This window comes from Streptomyces durmitorensis, assembly GCF_023498005.1.
In the GTDB taxonomy this organism is placed as follows: Bacteria; Actinomycetota; Actinomycetes; order Streptomycetales; family Streptomycetaceae; genus Streptomyces; species Streptomyces durmitorensis.
Genome location: NZ_CP097289.1, coordinates 8,077,366 through 8,099,429 on the forward strand (window position 1 = coordinate 8,077,366; position 22,064 = coordinate 8,099,429).

23 protein-coding genes are annotated in these 22,064 nt (G+C 72.0%); 10 read left to right on the forward strand and 13 right to left on the reverse strand.

From position 1 onward, the window contains the following. Window positions 1-12: 12 nt before the first annotated feature. Window positions 13-3,243, reverse strand: a complete 3,231-nt coding sequence (locus M4V62_RS36170; RefSeq protein WP_249591392.1) for a bifunctional cytochrome P450/NADPH--P450 reductase — start codon at window positions 3,241-3,243, stop codon at window positions 13-15. 187 nt (window positions 3,244-3,430) lie between these two features. On the opposite strand from M4V62_RS36170, the gene M4V62_RS36175 reads away from it, so the two are divergent. Continuing rightward, window positions 3,431-4,024, forward strand: a complete 594-nt coding sequence (locus M4V62_RS36175; protein WP_249593158.1) for a PAS domain-containing protein — start codon at window positions 3,431-3,433, stop codon at window positions 4,022-4,024. Window positions 4,025-4,035: 11 nt separating this feature from the next. On the opposite strand, the gene M4V62_RS36180 is transcribed toward M4V62_RS36175, so the two are convergent. From M4V62_RS36180 to M4V62_RS36210, 7 genes are all read right to left on the reverse strand, one after another. Then, a complete protein-coding gene (locus tag M4V62_RS36180; protein WP_249591393.1) occupies window positions 4,036-4,374 on the reverse strand; it encodes a MerR family transcriptional regulator in 339 nt (112 codons plus the stop codon). 441 nt (window positions 4,375-4,815) lie between these two features. Then, window positions 4,816-5,124 carry an SCO5918 family protein gene (locus M4V62_RS36185; RefSeq protein WP_249591394.1) on the reverse strand — a complete coding sequence of 103 codons (309 nt, stop codon included), beginning with the start codon at window positions 5,122-5,124 and terminating at the stop codon, window positions 4,816-4,818. Between the two features lie 46 nt (window positions 5,125-5,170). Continuing rightward, window positions 5,171-5,461 (reverse strand): CBS domain-containing protein, encoded by a 291-nt coding sequence (locus M4V62_RS36190; protein ID WP_249591395.1) that lies wholly within the window; start codon window positions 5,459-5,461, stop codon window positions 5,171-5,173. Between the two features lie 43 nt (window positions 5,462-5,504). Next, complete coding sequence (locus M4V62_RS36195; RefSeq protein ID WP_249591396.1) at window positions 5,505-7,058, reverse strand: DEAD/DEAH box helicase; 1,554 nt, start codon at window positions 7,056-7,058, stop codon at window positions 5,505-5,507. A 292-nt stretch (window positions 7,059-7,350) separates the two neighbouring features. Further along, on the reverse strand, window positions 7,351-7,554 hold the full coding sequence (locus M4V62_RS36200) for a cold-shock protein (RefSeq protein ID WP_249591397.1): 204 nt from the start codon (window positions 7,552-7,554) through the stop codon (window positions 7,351-7,353). 347 nt (window positions 7,555-7,901) lie between these two features. Further along, on the reverse strand, window positions 7,902-8,339 hold the full coding sequence (locus M4V62_RS36205) for a PRC-barrel domain-containing protein (protein WP_249591398.1): 438 nt from the start codon (window positions 8,337-8,339) through the stop codon (window positions 7,902-7,904). Beyond that, a complete protein-coding gene (locus tag M4V62_RS36210) occupies window positions 8,336-8,923 on the reverse strand; it encodes a PRC-barrel domain-containing protein (protein ID WP_249591399.1) in 588 nt (195 codons plus the stop codon). The genes M4V62_RS36205 and M4V62_RS36210 overlap by 4 nt, the downstream gene beginning before the upstream one ends. 322 nt (window positions 8,924-9,245) lie before the next feature. On the opposite strand from M4V62_RS36210, the gene M4V62_RS36215 reads away from it, so the two are divergent. Both M4V62_RS36215 and M4V62_RS36220 read left to right on the forward strand, forming a co-directional pair. Beyond that, complete coding sequence (locus M4V62_RS36215; protein WP_249591400.1) at window positions 9,246-10,139, forward strand: RNA polymerase sigma factor SigF; 894 nt, start codon at window positions 9,246-9,248, stop codon at window positions 10,137-10,139. 103 nt (window positions 10,140-10,242) lie between these two features. After that, window positions 10,243-10,638, forward strand: a complete 396-nt coding sequence (locus M4V62_RS36220; protein WP_249591401.1) for an STAS domain-containing protein — start codon at window positions 10,243-10,245, stop codon at window positions 10,636-10,638. Window positions 10,639-10,668: 30 nt separating this feature from the next. Here the strand turns inward: M4V62_RS36220 and M4V62_RS36225 are convergent, their stop codons facing one another. Together M4V62_RS36225 and M4V62_RS36230 are read right to left on the reverse strand one after the other, a co-directional pair. Then, a complete protein-coding gene (locus M4V62_RS36225; RefSeq protein ID WP_249591402.1) occupies window positions 10,669-13,044 on the reverse strand; it encodes an ABC transporter permease in 2,376 nt (791 codons plus the stop codon). Beyond that, window positions 13,041-13,733 (reverse strand): ABC transporter ATP-binding protein, encoded by a 693-nt coding sequence (locus M4V62_RS36230; protein ID WP_249591403.1) that lies wholly within the window; start codon window positions 13,731-13,733, stop codon window positions 13,041-13,043. Before M4V62_RS36230 ends, M4V62_RS36225 begins: the two co-directional genes overlap by 4 nt. Window positions 13,734-13,950: 217 nt before the next feature. Here M4V62_RS36230 and M4V62_RS36235 point away from each other — a divergent pair, with 217 nt between their 5' ends. Both M4V62_RS36235 and M4V62_RS36240 read left to right on the forward strand, forming a co-directional pair. Beyond that, the gene (locus M4V62_RS36235) at window positions 13,951-15,285 is read left to right on the forward strand and encodes a sensor histidine kinase (RefSeq protein ID WP_249591404.1); all 1,335 of its coding nucleotides are present in this window, start codon (window positions 13,951-13,953) and stop codon (window positions 15,283-15,285) included. Continuing rightward, window positions 15,282-15,971, forward strand: a complete 690-nt coding sequence (locus M4V62_RS36240; protein ID WP_249591405.1) for a response regulator — start codon at window positions 15,282-15,284, stop codon at window positions 15,969-15,971. Before M4V62_RS36235 ends, M4V62_RS36240 begins: the two co-directional genes overlap by 4 nt. A 33-nt stretch (window positions 15,972-16,004) precedes the next feature. On the opposite strand, the gene M4V62_RS36245 is transcribed toward M4V62_RS36240, so the two are convergent. Beyond that, window positions 16,005-16,151 (reverse strand): hypothetical protein, encoded by a 147-nt coding sequence (locus M4V62_RS36245; protein ID WP_249591406.1) that lies wholly within the window; start codon window positions 16,149-16,151, stop codon window positions 16,005-16,007. A gap of 283 nt (window positions 16,152-16,434) precedes the next feature. On the opposite strand from M4V62_RS36245, the gene M4V62_RS36250 reads away from it, so the two are divergent. The 4 genes from M4V62_RS36250 to M4V62_RS36265 all read left to right on the forward strand — a co-directional run bounded on the left by M4V62_RS36250 (window position 16,435) and on the right by M4V62_RS36265 (window position 19,956). Further along, window positions 16,435-17,943: an FUSC family protein gene (locus M4V62_RS36250; protein ID WP_249591407.1), complete on the forward strand. Its 1,509-nt coding sequence runs from the start codon at window positions 16,435-16,437 to the stop codon at window positions 17,941-17,943. A 239-nt stretch (window positions 17,944-18,182) separates the two neighbouring features. Continuing rightward, window positions 18,183-18,938 (forward strand): GAF domain-containing protein, encoded by a 756-nt coding sequence (locus M4V62_RS36255; protein WP_249591408.1) that lies wholly within the window; start codon window positions 18,183-18,185, stop codon window positions 18,936-18,938. After that, complete coding sequence (locus tag M4V62_RS36260; RefSeq protein WP_249591409.1) at window positions 18,910-19,302, forward strand: DUF2267 domain-containing protein; 393 nt, start codon at window positions 18,910-18,912, stop codon at window positions 19,300-19,302. Before M4V62_RS36255 ends, M4V62_RS36260 begins: the two co-directional genes overlap by 29 nt. 93 nt (window positions 19,303-19,395) lie before the next feature. Further along, window positions 19,396-19,956, forward strand: coding sequence for a VanZ family protein (locus M4V62_RS36265; protein WP_344646395.1), 561 nt, complete (start codon window positions 19,396-19,398; stop codon window positions 19,954-19,956). A 17-nt stretch (window positions 19,957-19,973) separates the two neighbouring features. On the opposite strand, the gene M4V62_RS36270 is transcribed toward M4V62_RS36265, so the two are convergent. Continuing rightward, entirely contained in the window at window positions 19,974-20,396 is a 423-nt protein-coding gene (locus M4V62_RS36270; RefSeq protein WP_249591410.1) for a DUF6003 family protein, read from the reverse strand. 139 nt (window positions 20,397-20,535) lie between these two features. Then, window positions 20,536-21,381: an RNA polymerase sigma factor SigF gene (locus M4V62_RS36275; protein WP_249591411.1), complete on the reverse strand. Its 846-nt coding sequence runs from the start codon at window positions 21,379-21,381 to the stop codon at window positions 20,536-20,538. 213 nt (window positions 21,382-21,594) lie between these two features. Between M4V62_RS36275 and M4V62_RS36280 the strand changes: the two genes are divergently transcribed. Next, a complete protein-coding gene (locus M4V62_RS36280; protein WP_249591412.1) occupies window positions 21,595-22,008 on the forward strand; it encodes an ATP-binding protein in 414 nt (137 codons plus the stop codon). Window positions 22,009-22,064: the final 56 nt, after the last annotated feature.

The following is a 22,064-nucleotide window of genomic DNA, read 5'->3' on the forward strand; positions in this document are numbered from 1 at the left end:
CGCCTGCCTTCCTTACCCGGCCGCGTACACGTCCTCGACGTAACGCCCTTCCGCGGTCAGCTCGTCCAGCCACCGCTCGGAGTCCGCCGCCGTGGCTCCCGGAGTACGGTCCCGGTGCAGGGTGCGCAGGGCGTCGCGCACGCCCGGCGCCATGCGTGAGCCGTCGCCGCACACGTACACCCGGGCTCCGGCGGCCAGCAGGCCCCACACCTCGTCGCCCTCCGCCGCGATGCGGTGCTGGACGAAGGCCGCCCCGTCGACGGGGGCGGCGCTGAAGGCGGGGCGCAGCGAGACAACTCCCGCGGACTCCGCGGCGCGCAGCTCATCGGCGTGCAGGAAGTCCGCGTCCGGCGCGTCGCACCCGAAGTAGCAGAGCGCGGGCGGGAGTTGGGTCCCCCCAGCCATCAGTTGCGCGCGGTCCGCGATCGTGCCGCGGAACGGGGCGAGGCCGGTGCCCGCGGCGACCATGACGACGGGCGCCGTGTCCGCGTGGTCGATGCGGAAGGCCTCGCGACAGGGCTGGACGCGGGCCAGGACGGTGTCGCCCGGACGCACCCCGCCCAGGTGCCCGGAGCCCGTGCCGCGGTACAGCAGCCCGCTGCCCGAGCGGGCCGGGGCCTCCAGGAGGGACACCATCAGGTCGGCGTGTCCGGGGCGCACGCCCGGCGACGAGGACACCGAGTAGTGGCGGGGCCGCAGGGGCGTGAGCACCTCCAGGAGCTTGGCCCACTCAAGCGCGCCGCGCAGGGCAGGGCAGGCCTCGACCAGTTCGAGCAGCGTGCGCCCGTCGGCCGCGCGGGCCTCGGCGTCGTCGGCGAGGGCGGTGAGAGCGGCCCGTTCGGGCGGGCAGGGGTTGGCGGCGGCGAGCACGGCCAGCTGGTCTGCGGTGGGCCGGTCCTGCAACTCGACGTGGCGGGAGAAGAGTTGGCGCACCGTCAGGGGGCGGTCCACGGCGAGGCCGTCGCGGCGCGGGCGGCTCGCGCGGATGTCGAGCACCGCGTCCAGGTCGACGCCGAGCGCGGCGGCCGCCCGGTCGACGAGCGCCGGGTCGTTGACCGGAAGCACGGTGAGATGGTCGCCGGTGCGATAGGTCACGCCGTCGGGCAGGGCGAGCCGTACGAAGCGCTTCGTACGGGGGTGACCGGGCGCGGTGAGGTCGTACGCCTCGCTGACCGTCATCGGAACGAGCCCGTGCCGCGCGGCGAGGGCGTCCAGCGGGCCGCCGGTCACCTCGCGCACCTCGTACGCATCGGAGGCGGCAGTGTCCCCCGGGGCGTCCAGCGCGTCGGGATCGCCGTACCGCTCAAGAAGCGCCCTGCGCAGCCGGGCCGTGAACTCGCGTACGGAGCCGCCGAGATCGCCCGAGGCGTCGGCCGCCGTCCGCTCCACGAGCCGGGCGCCGCCCAGCTCCGCGAGCCGCTCGTCGAAGCGCGTCGGGACGTGCTGGTACGTGGCGGCCCAGTTGCGGTCACCCACACCGAGGACGGCGTACGTGACGTTCTCGGCGGTGGCCGCGGGGGCGCCGTCGAGCCAGGAGGCGAACACCGCAGCGTCGTCGGTGGGCCGGCCGTTGTAGGAGGCGGCGGTGATCACGACCGGGCGGTCGGCGGGCAGCGCGCCCGCGTACGCGTCCAGCGGCGCGACCTCCGTCTCGCAGCCCACCGAAGCGGCCTCGTCGGCGAGTTGGGCGGCGAAGTCCCGGCAGGTGCCGTAGTTGCTGCCGTGCAGGAAGAGCGCGCGCGTGCCCGGCAGGACGCGTGCGGGCAGCACGGTGGCGTCGGGCTCCGCGACGGCCTGGCCCGCTGCCTTGCCCGGCAGCTCGCCGTGCACGCGGTCGGCGGAGGTGCGCGGCGTCAGCGTGAGCGTGAAGCCGTCGGGCTTGAGGGTGAGCGTCTCCTTGACGGTGAGCCGGTAGTCGGCGTGGTCGTGCAGCCGGTAGCGGTGCACCAGCATCCCCAGCAGCATGGTCGCCTCATGCAGCGCGAACTGCCGCCCGATGCAGGCCCGTTCGCCGGTGCCGAACGGCTTGAACGCGTGCGGGGAACGCGCCGCCTCCGCCTCGGCGGTGAAACGCTCCGGGTCGAAGAGCTCCGGGTTGTCGCCCCACACGGGCTGCCGGTGCAGCATCGGCGTGAGCACGGTGACGCCCTGGCCCGCGCGCAGCGGGATCCGGCCGCCGAGCAGCGTGTCCTCGCGGGCATGCCGGCCGAACGCGGCGGCCGTCGGCCACAGCCGCAGCGCCTCGTTCAGCACCTGACGGGTGTAGGTGAGCCGCCCGACCTCGTCGAAGGTCGGCTCGACGTCGGCCGTGTCGCCCCACAGGGCGTCGACCTCGCGCCGCACGAGGTCGAGGACGGCGGGGTGCTTGGCGAGGTAGTACAGCGCGAAGGACATCGCGCCGGACGTCGTCTCGTGCCCCGCGATCAGGAAGGTGATGACCTGGTTGCGGATGTTGGCGGTGTCCAGCTTGGAGCCGTCGCCGGGGTGCGCGGCGCTGAGCATGAGGCCGAGCAGGTCATCGGCGGGTTCGGCGCCCAGGGCGCCACCGGCCCGCGCGGAGATGACCTCGTCGACCACCTGCGCCAGATAGTCGGCGTCGGCCCGGAAGGCCGCGTCCGCCGCCGCGTGGTCACTGCCCGGCGTGCGGCTCAGCCGCGTCATGCTCCACTCCAGGCAGCGGACCATGGCGTCGACGAAGGGATGCGGCTCGGCCCGCTCGAACGAACCGAAGTCGTAGCCGAACCCGGCGAGCCCGATCGTGTCCAGCGTCATCCGGGTCATGTCGCCCGGCACGTCCACGGGGAGGCCGTTGCGCGCGCCGCGGTCCCACGACTCGATCAGCCGGTGGGCGACGCGCAGCATCATCGGGTGGTAGGTGCGCATCGAGCCCAGCGCGAACGCGGGCATCAGGATGTCGTGCGCGCGGGCCCAGTTGGGCTCGTCGTTGTACGCGGTGAAGAGGCCGTCGGCGGTGAACTCGCGCACGTTCTCCAGGGCGGGGCCGACGTGCTTGGCGAAGCGGGTCTCGTCGGCGAGTTCGGTGACGAGATCGAGATCGCTCACGAACAGCGCGTCGCGGCCGTGCAGCCGTCGCCGCACCACGGGCCCGTGGCGGCGGACCAGTTCCATGGCCTGCTGCAGCGGGGCGGACCCCGGCCCGGTGGCGGAGATGTCGATCAGCGGTACACCGTCGAGGTCGGACCCGGCGTCCTGGGGGAGCGGTGCGGTGGTGGTGGGGGGCATGGCGTGACAACTGCCTTTCGCCGTACGGAAGTCACTGATCCCCAGCTTGATCGCCGGTCCCCGCGGGTCGGCGCCGCGGCGCTACATGATTGTGTAGTGGCGAATGACGCCCCGCTCTTGACTGCCCCTGGCTGGAAGGAGTCGCCCTGTGGACTCCGCGGACTCCGTGCTGTGGCGCAACCGCGCCATGCTCCTCTTCAACCGCATCCCGATGCCGGTCGCGGTCTGCGACGCGAGCGGGGCGATCATCCTCGCCAACCCGGCGATGGCGGCGGAGTGGGGTGAGACCTCCGGGACCCTGCGGGGCCGCAACGTCCTTGAGCTGTTCCGCCCCGAGGAGAAGACCCAGGTCCTGCGGATCGCCGAGGCGGTACGGCTGCGCCACCGCTCGCGCTATCCGGTCGCCGTGCACTGGGATGCGGCCGACGGGGTACGGCGCCACGGCGAGCTGACGGCGGAGCCGGTCAGCGACACGGTCGAGGCGGTGCCCGGCCTGCTGGTGCTGCTGCGCGTCCTGGGCGAAGAGCGCGCCGAGGAGCGCGCTCCGGCTCCGGAGTCCGTCGAAGCCGCCACGGCGGCCGAGGCCCGCATCCTGGCCCTGCTGGCCGGTGGCGCCACCACGGCTCAGGCGGCCCGCGAGACGGGCCTCACCCGCGACGGGGTCACCTACCACCTGCGCCGACTGACCGAGCGCTGGGGCGCGGCGAACCGGACGGAACTGGTGGCGCGGGCGTACGCGCTGGGGGTTCTCGTCCCGGGGGTGTGGCCTCCGGCCGCGTGAAGCCTGTGGGGTCAGCCCGGGGCGTCGCTGGTGTCGGCCGCTGTGCGGCGGTACTCGGCGTTGATGCGCTGGGCCTCCTCTAGCTGGTCCTCGAGGATGACGATGCGGCACGCCGCCTCGACGGGGGTGCCCTGGTCCACCAGTTCGCGGGCGCGCGCGGCGATCCGCAGCTGGTAGCGGGAGTACCGCCGGTGCCCGCCTTCCGAGCGGAGCGGCGTGATCAGCCGGGCCTCACCGATGGCCCGCAGGAAGCCGGGTGTGGTGCCGAGCATCTCGGCGGCCCGCCCCATGGTGTAGGCGGGGTAGTCGTCGTCGTCCAGACGACCACTGAGCGGAATATCTGCAGTCATGTCACCTCTTGTGCCAACGCGTCGAGGGGCCCTGGCGCCGTACGGCACCAAGGCCCCGAAGGAAATTCAACACCATCTGTCGGCCCTAGTGCTGCGCCGACCTCTTGTTTCCGCCGTCCGGCCCGAGAATTGGGCGGGATTGCGGGGATCGCTGATGCGTGACCGGGGACCACCTTCCAATCCGGGGTCTTGCGGCACCCGGCCGAATCGATCTCGGGCCGGGCGATCCTGATGGCGTCTGCTCCTCCGTTCTCCTCTGGTCTATGGGTACGAGAGAAACCCTAATCATGCGACCGCTCAATGTCTACTCCCGCGAGAGCAGATTTTGTGCGCTGCTGGCCGATTGCGAGCGTCGCGGGCAGGGCTGCGCGTATGGCTGCGGGCACGCAAGAGGGCCCTGCCGGCGCGCGCCGGCAGGGCCCTCTTGGCTGTTCCTCGTCGTTACACGGGCGTGGAGGCTCCGAGCATCGCCGACGCGGTCTGCAACGGGGTGAGGTCGCGCGGGGCGGCGTCCTCGGAGGGGGTGCGGCAGGTGAAGCCGAGGAGCGTCATGGCGCGGGTGACCTCACCGGCGCTGAAGTCACGACGGTCCTGGCGGGTGATGACCGCTCCCACCTGCTTGATGGGGTAGTGGCGGCGGCCGACGATGACGGAGTCGCCCGTGATGGGCTCGGGCTTGATGCCCTTCATCGCGTCCAGCACCCCACTCTTGGTGAGGTCGAACGGGAAACGGGCGATGACGCAGCGCATGATGCCTCACAGGTGAGGAGAGGGGCCGGTTGAGAGGGTGGGGCGATCAACGCGTGAGAGCGAGGACGTCCCGTAGGCGGACCTGGTCCGTGTAGGCGGGGCCTTCGCGGACGGCGATGAGCCGGGCCCGAGTGATCAGGCCCGTGCACTGGTCGTCCTCGTCGCACAGGAACAGATGGCCCGCGCCCGAGCCGGACATGACCGACAGAGCCAGCTCCACGGTCATGTCGTCACGGACCTGAGGTCCGCTCGCGTCCGTACCGCCGGCGCTCTCGGCGCCGGTCAGGGGGACGGTGGCGGGATCCGCCGGGCGGGGCTGCGTCTGAACCGGTGTCAAAGGTACCTCCTGCAGGGATGGATGAGCCTGGTGAACGCGGAGCCTAGGCCGCCGCGGCGGACGGGCCCTGGGCGGCGCGGCGCGGGGCGCGGTCGGTGCGCCGGTCCTGGGCGCTGCGGCTGCGGCGGCCACGGGACGAGGACGAACTGCCGCGCCGGGGGCGCTCGGAGGCCGGCATGGTGATGGTGACCGGGACGCCCGAAGGGGCCTGGGCGCCGGTGATGCGGCTCAGCTCCTCGTCGCCGGAGCGCACCTGGGCGGTCTGCGGGGTGATGCCCGCGGCGGCCATCAGGCGGCTCATGTCGCGGCGCTGACCCGGCGTCACCAGGGTGACGACACTGCCGGACTCACCGGCGCGGGCCGTACGGCCGCCGCGGTGGAGGTAGTCCTTGTGGTCGGTGGGCGGGTCGACGTTCACGACCAGGTCGAGGTTGTCGACGTGGATCCCGCGCGCGGCGACGTTGGTCGCCACGAGCACCGTCACATGACCGGTCTTGAAGTGGGTCAGGGTCCGCGTGCGCTGCGGCTGCGACTTTCCGCCGTGCAGCGCCGCCGCGCGGACACCGCTGTTCAGCAGGTGCTCGGTCAGCTTGTCGACGGCGTGCTTGGTGTCCAGGAACATGATCACGCGGCCGTCGCGGGCCGCGATCTCGGTGGTCGTCTGGTGCTTGTCCGCGCCGTGCACGTGCAGCACGTGGTGCTCCATCGTGGTGACCGCGCCCTGCGAGGGGTCGACGGAGTGGACGACCGGGTCGTTGAGGTAGCGGCGGACCAGCAGGTCGACGTTGCGGTCCAGGGTGGCCGAGAACAGCATCCGCTGGCCCTCGGGGCGCACCTGGTCGAGCAGCGCGGTGACCTGGGGCATGAAGCCCATGTCGGCCATCTGGTCGGCCTCGTCCAGGACGGTGATGCCGACCTGGTTCAGCCGGCAGTCGCCGCGGTCGATGAGGTCCTTGAGCCGGCCGGGCGTGGCGACGACGACTTCCGCTCCCGCGCGCAGCGCACCGGCCTGCTTGCCGATGGACATGCCGCCGACCACCGTGGCGAGCTTCAGCTTCAGGGCGCGGGCGTACGGCGTGAGCGCGTCGGTCACCTGCTGGGCCAGTTCGCGGGTGGGGACCAGGACCAGGGCCAGCGGCTGGCGCGGCTCGGCGCGCTGACCGTCCGTACGGGCGAGCAGTGCGAGGCCGAAGGCGAGGGTCTTGCCCGAGCCGGTGCGGCCACGGCCGAGTACGTCGCGGCCCGCGAGGGAGTTGGGCAGCGTCGCCCCCTGGATCGGGAACGGCACGCTCATGCCCTCGCGGCCGAGCGCGGCGAGCAGCGGCGCCGGCATCACGAGATCGGCGAACGCCTCGACGGCCGGGAGCGCCGGGGTGACCGTGACCGGCAGGGCGAACTCGCCCTGGGGTGCGGACGGTCGGCGGCCGTAGCCACCCGAACGGTTCGAGCCGCCGGAGCGGCCGCCGCCGGACGGGGCGCCGAAGCGGCCTCCGCTCCTGCCGCCGCCCGAGCCGGAGCCGTAGCTGGAGCCGGAGCCCGAGCCGTAGCCGCCGGAGCGTGCGCGGGAAGAGCGGTCGTTCGTGCGTGTGCGGTTCATGCGGAACCTTCCTTGATGCGGCACGTACCAAGGAAATTCCGCAGCGAGAACGCAGCGCGGAGAATCACGAGAACGGGCCGGAGAAAATGCGTAAAGCGAATCCGGCCGGCGGCAGGTGTTCTGCGGGCGGATGCGCGGGAACGAGTTACGTTCCGGACAGGGGCACGGCGAACAAAGGGTCGATGACACGGTGTTCGCGCAGAGAATGTGTGGCCCTGGATGGTGCGGGAAATGCACGAGCTGGGGCCCGCACCCCAAGGTGCGGGCCCCAGCTGCGAAGTACGCGTGAGCGTCAGGCGGGAACGATGTTCTCGGCCGTCGGGCCCTTCTGGCCCTGGGCGATGTCGAAGTTCACCTTCTGGCCTTCCTGGAGCTCACGGAAGCCCTGGGCGGCGATGTTCGAGTAGTGGGCGAAGACGTCGGGGCCGCCGCCGTCCTGCTCGATGAAGCCGAAGCCCTTTTCAGCGTTGAACCACTTCACGGTGCCAATAGCCATGTCAAATCTCCTTCGGGGCAGTGCCCGGAGTCCGCACTGTGCGCACTCCGTGTCGCCGCGATGATCGCCCCGCCGGAAATGACCGGAAATACAAAAGTGCTCTCACCTGCACAAAAGAGCGGTGAGGGCACTTGAAGTTTTTTGGGAACCACAACTGCAACTGAGATCGACAGTAGCACGCCACGGTCGGCCCCGGGTGGTAGAAAATGCCGTTCCGGCTGGCGCGCAAGAAACTCTCAGAGCGCCTCACGCTGATTTCTCTCACGGCCGACACACATATTGCTTCACTCAAAACATAGCGTTTCTGCCGCAGCGGCTCGGCCGGGTGATCGCCCCGTGGGCCTGGATCACAGCGCGGGCCCGGCGCCGAGGACCAGCGCGTAGGGGCCGAGGCCGATCAGGCGGTTGCCGGGAGTCTGTTCGCGTCCGACGTAGAGGTCGCCGACGGTGCCGGTGTCCGGGTCGAAGGTGACTTCGGTGAGCGTGCCGATGTCCTCGCCGTACTCGGTGAGGACCCGCTTGCCCAGCAGCCTCTTGTGCGCCCGGGAGTGCGAGCTGCTCCGGGAGTCCTCGGCCGCGGCGCCGGTGTCGATGATCACCGCGTCCGGGCCCACCCCGCGCACCGCGGTCCACGGCACGCTGTCGCCGGTCTTGGTGTCCCGCAGATACAGCTCCGTGATCCGGCGGGTCCGCGGATCGATGCCGATTCCGGCCACCTCCCCGGCCGGGCGCGCGTCCTCGGCGCTGATCACCGGGTGACCCAGTACCTGACTGAGCAGCATCATCGGTCGTCCCCCTTCCGCAACCCCGCCTCACCGGTGGCGCGGATCCGCTCCCAGGCGGCGGTCAGCGCGCCGAGGTCGTCCACCGCCTGCTCGGCGAGCAGGGCAGGGATCACCAAGGTGTCGCCGGTCATGGCCAGTTGGCCGTGCGCCGGCAGGAAGACCCGGCGTTCATGGCGGCCCATCGCCTCGGTGGTGGCGACCTCGAAGCCGACCACCCGGCCGCTGGTGCCGCCCTCGACCACCGCGTCGAGCACGGTGCCCAACTCGAGACCGGCATCGCTCAGCACCCGGGCGCCGCGCACCTGCCCGGTGTCGGCCTCGCCCCTGTCGACCACCGCGTCCCTGGCCTGCAGGACCTCGACGGCGGGGATCATCACCGCGTCAGGCCCCAGCGCGTGCACGCCGGACCAGGGCAGGCTCTGCTTGAGCGGACCGGAGAACAGCCCGCGGCCCGCCAGCGTGAAACCGGTGATCTGTCCGCCCGCCGCGTCGAAGACGGTGTCCTTGACCTGGGCCACCGCCTCCCCGCCGAGCGTGACCACGGGCCGCTTGGTCAGCCCGGCGGCGAGCATCAGCGTGGTCATCGGATCCTCCCGCGTCCCGCACGACGCCCTCGACGGACCACGATCGCGCCCCCGCCCCGGCGCCGGGCCTGCGTCCCCAAGGCCGCACCGGCCAGCAGGAGCAGTGCGACCACCACGACGGTCAGCCACATCCACCAGATCACAGCCGTCCACCTCCCGTGTCATCCCGCGCTCGAACCGAGTTCCCCGGAAGCGGCTTCTTATCCGCAAGTAGCTTCTTATACGGAGAGTCAAGTCACAGGTATGTAACGGGAGATGGCGGGTAAGAGCCCGTGCACGGCGCGCTCTCACCCCGAGGGCGCCATGTGTTCCGGGAGTGACGATGGTGGCCCCGACGCCCAGCAGCCCAGCACCCACGGTGGCGTTCGCCGAGCGACATACCGCCGGCCCCGACGTCGCCGCAGCCGAGCCGACGGCCACCGAGCACCCCCTGCCCCTGGGCGGCGGGCAGCGCACGGCCGATCTGCGGGCCCTGTCCAAGACGCTCTTCACCCGCCTGGACGCGCTGGAGGAAGGCACTCCCGAGCACTCCTACGTACGCAACTCGCTGGTGGAGCTGAACCTCAACCTCGTGCGGTACGCCGCGCACCGGATGCGCCCGCGCGACGAGTCGTACGAAGACGTCGTCCAGGTCGGCACGATCGGTCTGATCAAGGCGATCAACCGCTTCGACCTGCAGCGGGGCGTGGAGTTCCCGACCTTCGCGCTGCCGACCATCATGGGCGAGATCAAGCGCTTCTTCCGCGACACCACCTGGGCCGTGCGCGTTCCCCGCAGGCTCCAGGAACTCCGCCTCGACCTGGTCAAGGCCACCACCGATCTCGAGCAGACCAACGGGCACGCCCCGACCACGGCCGAACTCGCCGAGCACCTCGACCTGGACGAGGCCGAGATCAGCGAGGGCCTCACCGCGGCCAACGGCTACACCACGGCCTCCCTGGACTTTCCGGCCGACGGGGTCGACTCCGACGACACGCTGGCCGACCACGTGGGCTACCGCGATCCCGAGCTGGACAAGGTCGAGGACCTGCACACCCTGAAGCCGCTCATCGCCGCCCTCCCGGAACGCGAGCGCAGGATCCTCGCGATGCGTTTCGCCGCCGACATGACGCAGAGCGAGATCGGCGCGGAGCTCGGCATCTCCCAGATGCACGTCTCGCGCATCCTCACCAGGATCCTCGGGCGGCTGCGGGCCAAGCTCCTCGACAAGAGGTAGTAGCGAAGAGGTAGTAGCGCCACGCGGAAACCCGCGAGCCCCGCCGGGCTGTTTCGGGAGAGGCCACTGGGTTGATCTCGGTACGATGGCTCATGGGGGTGCGATGTCCACTGAGACCCATCGCCTGACCATCACCGAGCTCGCGAGTTGCTCCGACTCCGCGGTGCTGCGGGTCAGCGGCGAGCTCGACCAGTCCTGCGAGGAGTACTTTCTGCGTACCCTCGGCGCTTCCGTCGAGGCCGGCCACCTGCACCTGGTCCTCGACGTGACGGCGCTGATGTTCTGCGACTCGCGCGGGCTCAACTGCCTGCTCGCCGTGCGCTGGCTGCTCGCCCGCCGCGAGGGAAGACTGCTGCTCGCGGGTGCGGGCCGGCGTCTTTCGGAAATGCTGACGCTGACCGGCAGCACGGAACTGCTCCCCGCCCACCGCACGGTCGGCCAGGCCCTGCTGACCCTGCCCGAAGACCAGCGTCCCCAGTGGCCGCCGAGGGAGCCGTAGCCCCCTCGGCAGTCCGCGGCGGGCGGGCCCTCACTCCGTGCGCAGAGCCGTGGCCGTGCGGGCCCTGGCCGCCAAGGTCGCGGGGAGCAGCGCGCCCAGGAGCGCGATGACCACCCCGGCGAGACCCAGCAGGACCAGGTGCGACGTCGCGTACACGTCGAGGACCGACGGAGGCAGAGCGGTGCCCGCGGCGCGCCCCATCACCGGCAGCACGAAGCCGTGCAGCGCGAACCCGGCGGGCACGCCCACAAGACCGCCGACCACGCCGATCCCCGCCACCGAGGCCAGTACGAGACTCACGGTCTGCCGAGGTGACATGCCGATCGCCTTGCAGACGCCGAGGTCGTGGACGCGCTCCCGGGTGTCGAGGACGACGGAGTTGAGCACGCCGAGGCCCGCCACGGACACCAGCATCAAGGTGAGCAGCACCGCCATCGTGTTCAGGAGGAGGATCGTGCCCTCCTGCTCCGACGGGGAATTGGCCACGGCGTCGCCGCCCAGCGGTTCGAGCGTCGCGGAGAGCTTCTCGGCGTACGCGGCGGGGGAGACGCCCGTCTCCACCTCGACGAGGAACGTCTGGGGCTCGACCGCGGGGAAGTCCGCGAGGCCCGCGTGGAGGTGCAGACCGTCGTCCGAGGTGTCGAAGGCCTCGCCGACGATCCGCAGGGTCCGGCTCTCCTTCCGGAGGGCCACCCGCACGGTGTCACCGATCTCGGTCCCGGTCCTCTCCAGGAAACGCGTGGACACCACGAGCTGCCCCGCACCGCTGATCCAGTGGCCGGCGATCATCTCGTACCCGCCCGATCCCATGTCACCCTGGTAGAGGCTGGCCCGGACCGGTCCCGAGATCCCGCCCACGGTGGCCTCGGTCTCCGTCAGGCCGTAGTACGAGGCGGTGCCCGCCTGCGCCTCGACGGCGGCGCGCACCTTCGCCGGGTCGGCGGCCGGGGGAGCCGATCCGGCCTCCGAGGAGCGGGGTTTGGCGGGGCCCTGGGGCGGCCCGCCCCCGCTGAACACGGTGACGGCGGCGCGCTCCTCGGGGTCCGACGCGGTACCGACCGCGTTGAGCGACGCCGTGAGACCCACCGCGAAGGTCGCCGCGACCGTGCCGAAGGCCACCGCGAGCAGCATCGCGAGCGTACGGACCGGGTGCGCGAAGGGGCTGGCGAGACCGTAGGTCACCGCCCGCGGCAGCGGCAGCCGCCCCGCCGCCCGGTGTGCCCACTGGCCGCGCCCCGTGCGCGGCGCCCGGCCCACCGCGATGGCCTCCACCGTGCGCAGCCGCCCGGCCCGCAGCGCGGGCACGAGCGCCGCGACGCCGACGACGAGCAGCGCCGCGGCCGGCACCACGACGTCCACCCACCAGGCCACCGAGAGCGACGCCGTGCCGTACACCTCCTCGGTGTCGTCCAGGAGCGGGACGGCCAGCAGGTTTCCGAGCACGACCCCAAGGGCGATGCCGACGCCCGCCGGGATCAGGGCCTGGGCCACATAGGCGCGCACGACCTCGCGCGGTGTGAAGCCGATGGCCTTGAGGATGCCGATCCTGCGCAGGCTCGTGCCGACCGCGCCGCTGACCACACTGCCGACGATGATCACGGACATCGCGATGCCGAGCACACCGAACGCGATCAGGAACGGAATGGTCGGCGCCGCGCCCTGATCGGCGGCGCGCTTGGTGTCCAGATAGGACTGGGTGCCGAGCAGCGCCCCGGACTGCACCGCGGCGGCGATCTCCTTCCGTCCTTGGGTGATCTGTGCGTTCGTGTCCGCCGAGTCGAGGCGGTAGAGCATCTGGCTCGTGACAGGACTGTCCTTGGACGCCAGCGCCCTGACCTGTGCGGGCGTCGCCCAGGCGCCCGCGGTCTTGCTGACCGAGACCGCGAGGCCGACGACCTTGAGGGTCCTGCCGTCGGCGGTGTCCGACGTCTTCAGGGTGGAGCCGGGCTCGAAGGCGGGTCCGGCGAAGGACTCGTCAAGGACTATCTCGCCCGGTTTCGTCGCCCAGCGGCCGGACTTGAGGTCCAGGTCGTCCACGGCGCCCGTCGGTTCGGAGCGCCCCGCCAGTGTCGTGGCCGGCAGGTGACCGCCGTCCGGGGCCACCGGGTGGATCGTCGTGAGCGGGTAAGGGCCACCGCTCGCGGTGACGCCGTCAAGGCGCCCGGTGGCCTCGATCCGTGCCGTGCTCGTCCTCGCCGGATCGAACTGGGCGGTGAGGTGCGCGCCGTGCTGCTGCGCGAAGGCGTGGTCGAAGGGGGCGTTCGCGGCGACCATGAGGGACCCGGCGACCACGGCCGAGGCCACGGCCATCATCGTGGCCACGGCGATCACCAGGGTCTGCACCCGGCGCCGCCCCACCCCGGAGCGTACGACGCGGCCGAGCGCGCCGCTGCCGAAGCCGCTCACCGCACGGCCTGCGCATGCGTGTCGAGGGCGAGATGGCCGTCGACCAGGTGAATCGTGCGGCTCGCGCAGGCCTGCGCGAGCGCCAGGTCGTGGGTGACGAGGACGATCGTCTGCCCGCCGCGGTGCAGATCCACGAGCAACTCCCGGACGTCGTGGCCCGACGCGGTGTCGAGCGCACCGGTCGGCTCGTCGGCGAGGAGCAGCGCGGGGCGGTTGACCAGCGCCCGCGCGACCGCGACGCGCTGGCGCTCGCCGCCGGAGAGACGGCCCGGGTAGGCGCGGGCGTGCTTCTGGATGCCGAGGATCTCCATGAGCTCGACGGTGCGGGCCGCCGCCTTCTTCCGTGCCGTTCCGGTCAGTTGGGCGGGGAGCTGGATGTTGTCGGCGACGGTGAGGTCGTCGAGCAGGTTGAAGAACTGGAAGACCATGCCGACCTGTTCGCGGCGGAAGCGGGCGAGCGCGTGCTCGCTCAGCCGGTCGATGCGCCGCCCCGCCACCGTGACCGTGCCGTCCGTCGGCTTGTCCAGCCCTGCGACGAGATTCAGTAGCGTGGACTTGCCGCTGCCGGAGGGGCCGGTCACCGCCAGCGCCTCGCCCTGGGCGACGCCGAGGTCGAGCGGGCCGAGCGCGGGCGCGCCCGCGCTGTCGTAGCGCTTGGCCACGGCCTTCAGTTCGATCACGTGAGTCATGGCAGGTGTCCGTCCTTGCGGTCGATGGCTCATGCGGTGCCGGCTCAGCGAACGTAGGAGCGGGCGCCGCTCGGGCGCGTCGGCCGCGGCACCGACATGCGGTGCTCCCCGCGGATGACCCCGCCGCGGGGTCATCACAGCGACGTACTCCCGTGGTACGGCAGTCCGGCCGCGCAGGCTGATGCGGTCCGGCGGGGGCGGGTCGCACAATGAGCCGGTGGAGACGGGAGAGCGGCGCGGACGGTGTCAGCAACTGCGGGACGCGTTCCGGCCGGAGGCGAGGCCCGCCCCGCTGTCGCGCCGGGCGGTATGGATCGATGTGGCCCTCGCGGTCCTGCTGACCGTCGTCGCCCTGATCGTGGCGGCGCGCTACCCCGACAGCGGGCCGGTCACGATCGGGCAGGACATCTCGTCCGCGGCATCGGATCCGCCCCCGGAGCCGGGGGAGCCGCCTCCGATGCCCGAACCGCCGCCTCCGGGGCCCGGGATACCGGACCACGAGACCTATGCCGCGCCCTGGCCGCTCGTCGCCCTCTCGGCGCTTCCGCTGGCATACCGGCGCCGGTATCCGCTGGCCGCGTTCGCGGCGGTGCTGGGCCTCGCGCTGGCCGTCGGCGAGGACAGGACCTCCTGGATCAACGTGCTGACCTGCGTCATCGGCGCCTACAGCGCGGTCACGTACAGCCGCCACCGGATGTGGGCGCTGGTCGTGCTGCTCGTCGCCGCCATCCTGGCGGGCATCGGCTTCCGGGACACGGAGCCCGTCCTGCCGGGCTGGTCGAGCCCGGCGGTCGTGCTCCTGGTGGCGGGGGTGCTGGCCGGCCTGGTCCGGCTCTGGCAGCGGCAGTTGACGGCGAGCAAGGACCGGTACGCACAGCTTCAGCGGGCGCAGGCGGAGGCCATGCGCCGGGCGGTGGACGAGGAGAGATCCCGCATCGCTGCCGAGCTGCACGACGTGGTGACCCACAATGTGAGCGTGATGGTGATCCAGGCGGGCGCGGCACGCAAGGTGATGGACGCGGCACCGGAACGGTCGAAGCAGGCGCTCCTGGCGGTCGAGGCCGGTGGCAGGGCCGCGATGGCCGAACTGCGGCACGTGATGGGCCTGTTGGCGGCCCCGGACACCGGCAGGCCCGACAGCCCTGCGGACGGCCTCGAACCACAGCCTGGCCTAGGTCAGCTCGACGCCCTGATCGAACGGGTCCGTGCCGCGGGGACGCCGGTCGGCGTCACGGTGGGCCTGCCGCAGGACCCGCTGTCACCCGGCGTGGACCTCGCGGCGTACCGCGTCGTCCAGGAGGCGCTGACCAACACGATCAAGCACGCGCCCGGCGCCGAGGCGTCCGTCACCATCGGCTGCGCCGACGGCCGCCTGGAGATCGAGGTCGTCGACACCGGCGGCGTGCGCGACGCCCCGCCGGCGGACGGCAACGGCCGCGGTCTCATCGGCCTGCGCGAGCGCCTGGCGGTCTACGGCGGCGAACTCACCGCAGGACCGACCCTCACGGGCGGCTACCGCATCAAGGCCCTCATACCCTGGCGCACCGCATGAGCCGGTCCCCGCTGCGCATCGTCATCGCCGACGATCAGGCCCTCGTGCGCACCGGTTTCGGGATGATCCTTGCCGCCGACGGCATCGAGGTGACGGCCGAGGCGGCGGACGGGGCCGAGGCGGTCGCCGCCGTCCGGCGCACCCGGCCCGACGTCGTCCTCATGGACATCCGCATGCCGCAGATGGACGGCATCGAGGCCACCCGGCGGATCCTGGGCGGCGAGGGCCCGCACACGACGCGGGTCATCATCCTCACCACGTACGACCTGGACCACTACGTCTACGCGGCGCTCACCGCGGGTGCCAGCGGCTTCCTGCTCAAGGACGTCACCCCCGAGCACCTGGTGGCCGCCGTACGCCTGGTGCAGTCCGGCGACGCCCTGCTCGCGCCCGCGATCACCCGCCGCCTCATCGAACGCTTCGCCCGCCAGGAGGAGGGCGAAGCGGCGCCCCTCCACCGTGACCTGTCCGGCCTGACGCCCCGCGAGCTGGAGGTGCTCCGGCTGCTCGCGACGGGCCTGAGCAACGCCGAGCTCGCCGACCGCCTGTTCCTCAGCCCCACCACGGTCAAGACGCACATAGGCCGCATCCTGTCCAAACTGGACCTCCGGGACCGCGTCCAGGCCGTGGTGCTCGCCTACGAGACGGGACTGATCTCGCCGGGAGGCCGGGGCGAGGGTGCCTGACCTCGCCGCCATCTCACACCGTTCCCCAGGGGCTCAGCGGCGCCCTCGGAACTTGCCGAGCATCCGCTTGGCCTGGGCGCGCTTCTTGGGGTCGGCCGATGCCTGACGGGCCTGGTGGATCGCCCGCTGCCCCTGAGGGCTTCGGATGAACTGCTTGATGCGGTTGATGACTCCGGCCATGTCGACTCCTCAGTCGTGAGAACTGACAGCCTACGACGGGGTGTTCGCGCGGTACCCCGGCGTGCCGCCGGTGCGGAGAGCGGCGGCGACGGGAATGGTCCGATGGCCCTCCTGTGGCTCGGTGTGACGGCGTGAGAGTGGGCCAATGGCCCAGTGAAACTGGTGTCGGTTGAGCCAGTAGGGCCCTGGATGGTGTGATGTGTCTGTCGATGGCGCTGCGGATCCCCGCGGCGCCTTTTCCATGTGGGCAGGTCGAGCTGGACGCGAAAGGGGCGGGGAAGCCGTGCTGAAGAGGGTGTTCGTGGCGCCGGATCCGGGGCGGGTGCGGTTGCGGTTCGCCGCGCGGGCCGTCATCGGCATCGGTCTCGCGGTGACCGTGTGCGGGCTGGCCGGGCACTCGCTCGTCGCGGCGATCACCGGTGGGCTCGCGGCGCTGCTCGCTCTGTTCACCGTGGGCGACGCGACCGTGCGGGGCCAGGCCGTCACCACGGCCCTGCTGCCCGTCGTCGGGTTTCCCGTGCTCGCTCTCGCGGCGTTCCTGCACGACGTACCCGTCGCACGGGACGTCGCCTTCCTCGCCGTGCTCGGCGCGGGCGTGTACGCGCGGCGGTGGGGGCCGCGCGGGCACTCGCTCGGGGTCTTCGCGTTCATGACCTTCTTCGCGACGCAGTTCCTGCACACGGTGCCGGAGCAACTGCCCGAACTGTTCGCCGCCATCCTGCTGTCGCTGTGCGCGTCGTCGGCCGTCCGGTTCGGGCTCTGGTGCTACGAGCGCCGCCTGCCGCCCGTCCTCGCGCCCACCGTGCCGGGGGGCAGGGGTCTTGCCAGGACGACCACCCGGCAGGCGGTCCAGGCGACGCTCGGCGGCGCCTTCGCGCTCGCCGCGGGACAGGTGCTCTCCCACGAGCGGTGGTACTGGGCCGTGGGCGCCACCTGGTGGGTGTTCGTGAACACCGCGTCGAGCGGGGAGACGCTGGTGCGGAGCTTCCGGCGGGTGCTCGGCACGGTCATCGGCATCGGCGCGGGCTTCGTCCTCGCGGTCCCGCTGCACGGTGCGCCGGTGCCCTCGGCGGTCATCGTCGCCGTCAGCGTCTTCGGGATCTTCTACACGGCCGCGGTCTCGTACACCTGGATGATGCTCGCGGTCACCGTCATGGCCGGGGTGCTCTACGGACTGCTCGGGGTGCTGAACCCGGGGCTGCTCGCGCTGCGGGTCGCGGAGACCGGCGTGGGGGCGCTCGGCGCCGTACTCGCCGTGCTCCTCGTCCTGCCCGTCACCACGCACGCCACGACGAACGCCTGGATCGAGCGCGCCCTGCGGTGCGTGCACACCTGCACGGCGGAGGCCGCGGCCCGGCTCGCCGGGTCCGAGAGCGCCGATCCCGCGCCGCGCGTCGCCGAGCTGGAGCAGCTCCTCGGGAAGGTGCGGTTCTCGCTCGCCCCGCTGGTGCACCCGTTCAGTCCGCTGCGGGCCCGCAAGGAGCGCGCCCGGCAGGTGCTCGCGCTGCTCGACGCCTGCGCCCGCGAGGTGCGCGGGCTCGCCTCGATCGCCGCGGACCCCGAGGCCTCGCACGACGACCGGCTCGCCGCCGCCTGCTGGCGCGTGGAGGCCGCCGTGGAGGCGCTCACCGCGCCAAAGGCCGCGGGCGGACCGGCCACCGACGCCGTCGCCCTGCCGCATCCCTCCACCGTCGAGCCCGTGCTCGCCCACCTGCACGGCCTGGAGAAGGCACTCGTCGAACTGGCCGTGCCGCTGCGCAGTCCGACGCGTACGCCTCTGATCGGGGCCTGAGGGATCGGCTTGCGGGGGTCGGCCTGAGGGGCCTGCCTGAGGCGCCTGAGCAGGCACCGTCCCTCGGTCGCCCGATGCCGGACCGGTCACATCGATCGATGACTCCGGCCGATGACACATGGTTGGCCCGTCGCGTGGTAGACGAACTTCCGCTCCTTCGGGCGCCGGGCCCAGCCGTGCGCCTCAGTCCGGAGGGTGCTGCCGGACCGTGAGGCGCGCGACTGAGAGGGATGCTGACCATGCCGGAGGAATCACCGTCGATCGTGCACGACGTGTCGGTAGCGGCGGCTGTCGGGCGACGCGCGCTGCCCAACCGGCTCTGCACCGCCTTCACGGAGTCCCTGGGTGCGCAGCGGGCGGCCCTGTCCTGGCTGCCACGGCTTGAGCACTGGCAGCTGCTGCACGCCACCGACGAGCCCGCACTCCAGGCCGAGGCCGCGCAGTTCACCCGCGCCGACGGCCCCTCGGTCAGCGCCGCACTGGGCATGCAGCCCGTGTTCGTGCCGGACCTGCGCGACTATCCGTGCCGCACCGGACCGCCCCTGACCGAGGAACTGCCCGACACCCGGCGCGTGCTGGCGCTGCCGCTGCACTCCCGCCACACGCCGGTCGGCGTGCTGTGTCTCTACTACACCGAGCACGCCGACGTGACCTCCACCCACATCACCCACGCGCAGCGCGCCGCCGGTCTCGCCCTCGAGGCACTGATGCGCTGGCGGCCCGTGCACGCGGGTGCCGGAAGCCGCCGCCCGGTGTGGACCACCAGCACGCGCGCGGCGCGCTGGGAGCGCATCCACCAGGCGGCCGACTACGTCGCCGCCCGCGAGGACTGCGCCGTGGCCGAGGCGTTGGCATGGCTCCAGGGGGTGAGCGCACGCGACGGCCTCTCGCTGCTCGACGTGGCCGACACCGTCCTGCAGCCCTCCCGCGCCCACCACGGCGACGAGCCCGAAGGAAGGAGCGGCCGTGAACGAGTCCGTGGAAGTGCTGCTTGACCGCGTCCAGGACCGCGGAGGCTATGCGGAACGGCAGGAGGCGGCCGGGGCGGTGCAGAGCGTCCTGGAGGTCCTGGGCGCGCACCTGGTGGGGGACGACCGCACGGATCTCGCCCGGCTGCTGCCCCGGCCGTGCGGTCCGCTGCTCACCGAGAGCTCACCGGCCAGTGAACCCCTGACGCCCGCGGCCTTCATCGCGGCGGTGGGCGCACACGTGGACGTCGACGCGGGGCAGGCCCGCCGTGCCGTCACCGCGGTGCTCGCCACGGTCGCGGAGGTCGCCGACGACGCACTGCTGCGCCGCATCCTCACGCAGCTTCCGCCGGGGCACGCCGGTCTGTTCGGCCGTACGGACCCCACATGATTCCCGCGCACCGCGTGCGGCCCCACCGAGTACGGCCCCGCCCGACGGGCAGGGGAAAGCGCAGACAAGACACTCCCTGAATGGAGGCTCGTGATGGCACGGACGGTTCCGCAGGGCAAGACCGTGAAGGAAGCGGGGAGCGGGAGCGCTCCCGGTGCGCCGCCGCTGTCCCGATGGGCGCGTGGCGTGGCCATGCTGCTGGCCTTCGCGGGCACGCTGGTCTTCGCCGTGCTCCTTGCCCGGCTGACGCTGGAACCGTCGGCCGCCTCCGAGCCCTTGACGCACAGCAATCTGCGCCCCGGCGACTCGATCCGTGACTATCTCGCACAGCCCGCGTTCCGCGACACCGTCAAGCAGCTCGGCGGCAACATCGTCCTGGGCCTGCCGTTCGGCATGCTGCTGCCGGTGCTCGTGCCCCGGGCCCGGGGTCTCCTGCGCGTCATCGCCGTCACGGCGCTGGTGATGCTGCTTGTCGAGCTGGCCCAGGGCTTCCTCGTGACCGGGCGGGCCTTCGACATCGACGACGTCCTGCTCAACACGTCGGGCGCCGTGCTGGGTTACCTGCTCCTCGGCCGCAGGCTCGGCCGCGCCGTGCATCCCCGCCGCCGGCATTGGTGGCACCGCTTCACCAAGCGGCCGACCGCCGCCGACTAAGGCGCGAGGTCACACGGTCACACGGTCAGACGGCCGATGACCTGCGGGTCGAGACCGGTCAGTTGGGCGATGCGCGGCCCGGGGACGCCCGCGGCCAGCGCCCTGTGCACCAGCGCCTCCCAGTCCTGGGTCGTCTCGCGGAACTGCAGCAGTTCACCCTCCATGTCCGTGACGGACTGGGGCGCGCACTCCTGCTGGACCCGCAGCGCCTCCTCCTCGCTCAACGGAATGGGCAGGCGCTCGGCGTCCTCGGGGATGAACGCCTCCGCGTCGGCGGGCAGGATCCGGACCAGTTCGGACGAGGCCGACACGTCGTGAGCCTGAAGCCAGCCGTGCACGGCGGGGGTCTCGGCGCACTGAAGGGCGCCGACGGCGGCCAGCGCGGTCCCCAGCCGGGGGTGGCGGTCAGGAAGGAGGAAGAGGTAAGCGTCGTCGGCCATCGCGGGAATTCGCCTTCTCGGTCGGACATCAGCGGCGCAGTGATGCTAACGCCCCGTGAGCGGCCCGAACCCCGCCTTTCCTTGGCCGTCCCCCGACCGGGGAGCGTCAGCGCGTGTGCCGTCCCCCGACCGCGGAGCGTCAGCGCGTGGTCAGCATCCCGGCGCGCAGGCGGGCCAGGGTCCGGGACAGGAGGCGCGAGACGTGCATCTGGGAGACGCCGAGGCGTACGCCGATCTGCGACTGGGTGAGTTCGTCGACGAACCGCAGGCGCAGGATCTCCCGGTCGCGCTCCTCGAGTTGGGCGAGGAGCGGTGCCAGGGCGTGGAAGTCCTCCACGAGCTCCATGGCGGGGTCCTCCGCGCCGATGAAGTCGGCGAGTGCCGCCTCGCTGTCGTCGCGTTCGCCGTGGAGGGTGGCGTCGAGGGAGGTGGAGTTGTAGCCGTTGGAGGCCGTGCGGGCCTCGATGACCTCGTCCTCGGTGAGGTCCATCAGCTCGGCCAGTTCACTGACCTTGGGGGCGCGGCCGAGGCGGGTGCTGAGCTCGTCGGTGGCCTTGGCGAGTTCGACGCGGGCCTCCTGGAGGCGGCGCGGAACGTGGACGGCCCAGGAGGTGTCGCGGAAGAACCGCTTGATCTCACCGACGATGTACGGCACGGCGAACGTGGCGAACTGGACCTCGCGGGAGAGCTCGAAGCGGTCGATGGCCTTGATCAGACCGATCGTCCCGACCTGGACGATGTCCTCCATGTCGTTGCTGCGGTGACGGAACCGCCCGGCGGCGTACCGGACCAGCGACATGTTCATCTCGACGAGGGTGTTGCGGGCGTACTGGTACTCGGGTGTGCCCTCTTCGAGCACGGCGAGCCTGGTGAAGAACAGCTTCGACAGGTCGCGGGCGTCCTTGGGCTCGACCCCCTGCGGGGAGACGATCTCCGGAAGTTCCGCGATGCCGATGTCCGTGGATGTCCCGGTGGCCGTAGTCATGGTTGCCCTCCCCTGTCCGTACCGGCCCTCCGTCGTCCCCCGACCGGCCGGTGAAGCGCACGTACCCAGACGCCGGTGCTTCATGCGCCCCGTCGTGCAACAAGATCCGTTATGTGTTCGAGCGTTATAGGTTCCGCATTGCCGGGCAAGTGTGCATCTCTGACAGCGGCCACCCCATATTCGGACAGAGGCCACCCCGTACGAGGAGGGCTCATGAAGACGCACGGGATGCGACTGGACACAGGACCGTCGGACCAGGCGGTTTTCGACAAGCGGCCGGAAGCCGTCGCCCACGCGCGGGACTTCGCCCGTGCCTTCGTGGACAGGCTCCACCCCCCGGTGGGCAGCCAGGACGCCGCGAGCATCGAACTCGCGGTGTCCGAACTCGTCACCAACGCCGTACGCCACGCACGCGGGGCTTCGTGCTCCCTGCGCCTGCAGGCAGAGCCGGACGGTGTGGCGGTGGTGGTCGGCGACGCCGATCCGCGGCCGCCGCGGGAGCGGGCGCCCGACCTGGTCGGCGGCACCGGCGGGTTCGGCTGGCCCATGGTCCAGCACATGGCCAAGGCGGTCACCGTGACCAGCGGGCCGCGCGGCAAGACCATCCGGGCCGTTCTGCCCCGATGACGGCGGCCCCGATGACGGCAGCCCCGATGTCGGCGGCCCGCCGTGCGGTCGACGCC

Bases quoted from the DNA above. Each gene is read 5' to 3' on its own strand.
- M4V62_RS36170 (WP_249591392.1), bottom strand. From the start codon at position 3,243: ATGCCCCCCACCACCACCGCACCGCTCCCCCAGGACGCCGGGTCCGAC.
- M4V62_RS36175 (WP_249593158.1), top strand. From the start codon at position 3,431: ATGCTCCTCTTCAACCGCATCCCGATGCCGGTCGCGGTCTGCGACGCG.
- M4V62_RS36180 (WP_249591393.1), bottom strand. From the start codon at position 4,374: ATGACTGCAGATATTCCGCTCAGTGGTCGTCTGGACGACGACGACTAC.
- M4V62_RS36185 (WP_249591394.1), bottom strand. From the start codon at position 5,124: ATGCGCTGCGTCATCGCCCGTTTCCCGTTCGACCTCACCAAGAGTGGG.
- M4V62_RS36195 (WP_249591396.1), bottom strand. From the start codon at position 7,058: ATGAACCGCACACGCACGAACGACCGCTCTTCCCGCGCACGCTCCGGC.
- M4V62_RS36200 (WP_249591397.1), bottom strand. From the start codon at position 7,554: ATGGCTATTGGCACCGTGAAGTGGTTCAACGCTGAAAAGGGCTTCGGC.
- M4V62_RS36205 (WP_249591398.1), bottom strand. From the start codon at position 8,339: ATGATGCTGCTCAGTCAGGTACTGGGTCACCCGGTGATCAGCGCCGAG.
- M4V62_RS36210 (WP_249591399.1), bottom strand. From the start codon at position 8,923: ATGACCACGCTGATGCTCGCCGCCGGGCTGACCAAGCGGCCCGTGGTC.
- M4V62_RS36215 (WP_249591400.1), top strand. From the start codon at position 9,246: ATGGTGGCCCCGACGCCCAGCAGCCCAGCACCCACGGTGGCGTTCGCC.
- M4V62_RS36220 (WP_249591401.1), top strand. From the start codon at position 10,243: ATGTCCACTGAGACCCATCGCCTGACCATCACCGAGCTCGCGAGTTGC.
- M4V62_RS36230 (WP_249591403.1), bottom strand. From the start codon at position 13,733: ATGACTCACGTGATCGAACTGAAGGCCGTGGCCAAGCGCTACGACAGC.
- M4V62_RS36240 (WP_249591405.1), top strand. From the start codon at position 15,282: ATGAGCCGGTCCCCGCTGCGCATCGTCATCGCCGACGATCAGGCCCTC.
- M4V62_RS36245 (WP_249591406.1), bottom strand. From the start codon at position 16,151: ATGGCCGGAGTCATCAACCGCATCAAGCAGTTCATCCGAAGCCCTCAG.
- M4V62_RS36255 (WP_249591408.1), top strand. From the start codon at position 18,183: ATGCCGGAGGAATCACCGTCGATCGTGCACGACGTGTCGGTAGCGGCG.
- M4V62_RS36265 (WP_344646395.1), top strand. From the start codon at position 19,396: ATGGCACGGACGGTTCCGCAGGGCAAGACCGTGAAGGAAGCGGGGAGC.
- M4V62_RS36270 (WP_249591410.1), bottom strand. From the start codon at position 20,396: ATGGCCGACGACGCTTACCTCTTCCTCCTTCCTGACCGCCACCCCCGG.
- M4V62_RS36275 (WP_249591411.1), bottom strand. From the start codon at position 21,381: ATGACTACGGCCACCGGGACATCCACGGACATCGGCATCGCGGAACTT.
- M4V62_RS36280 (WP_249591412.1), top strand. From the start codon at position 21,595: ATGAAGACGCACGGGATGCGACTGGACACAGGACCGTCGGACCAGGCG.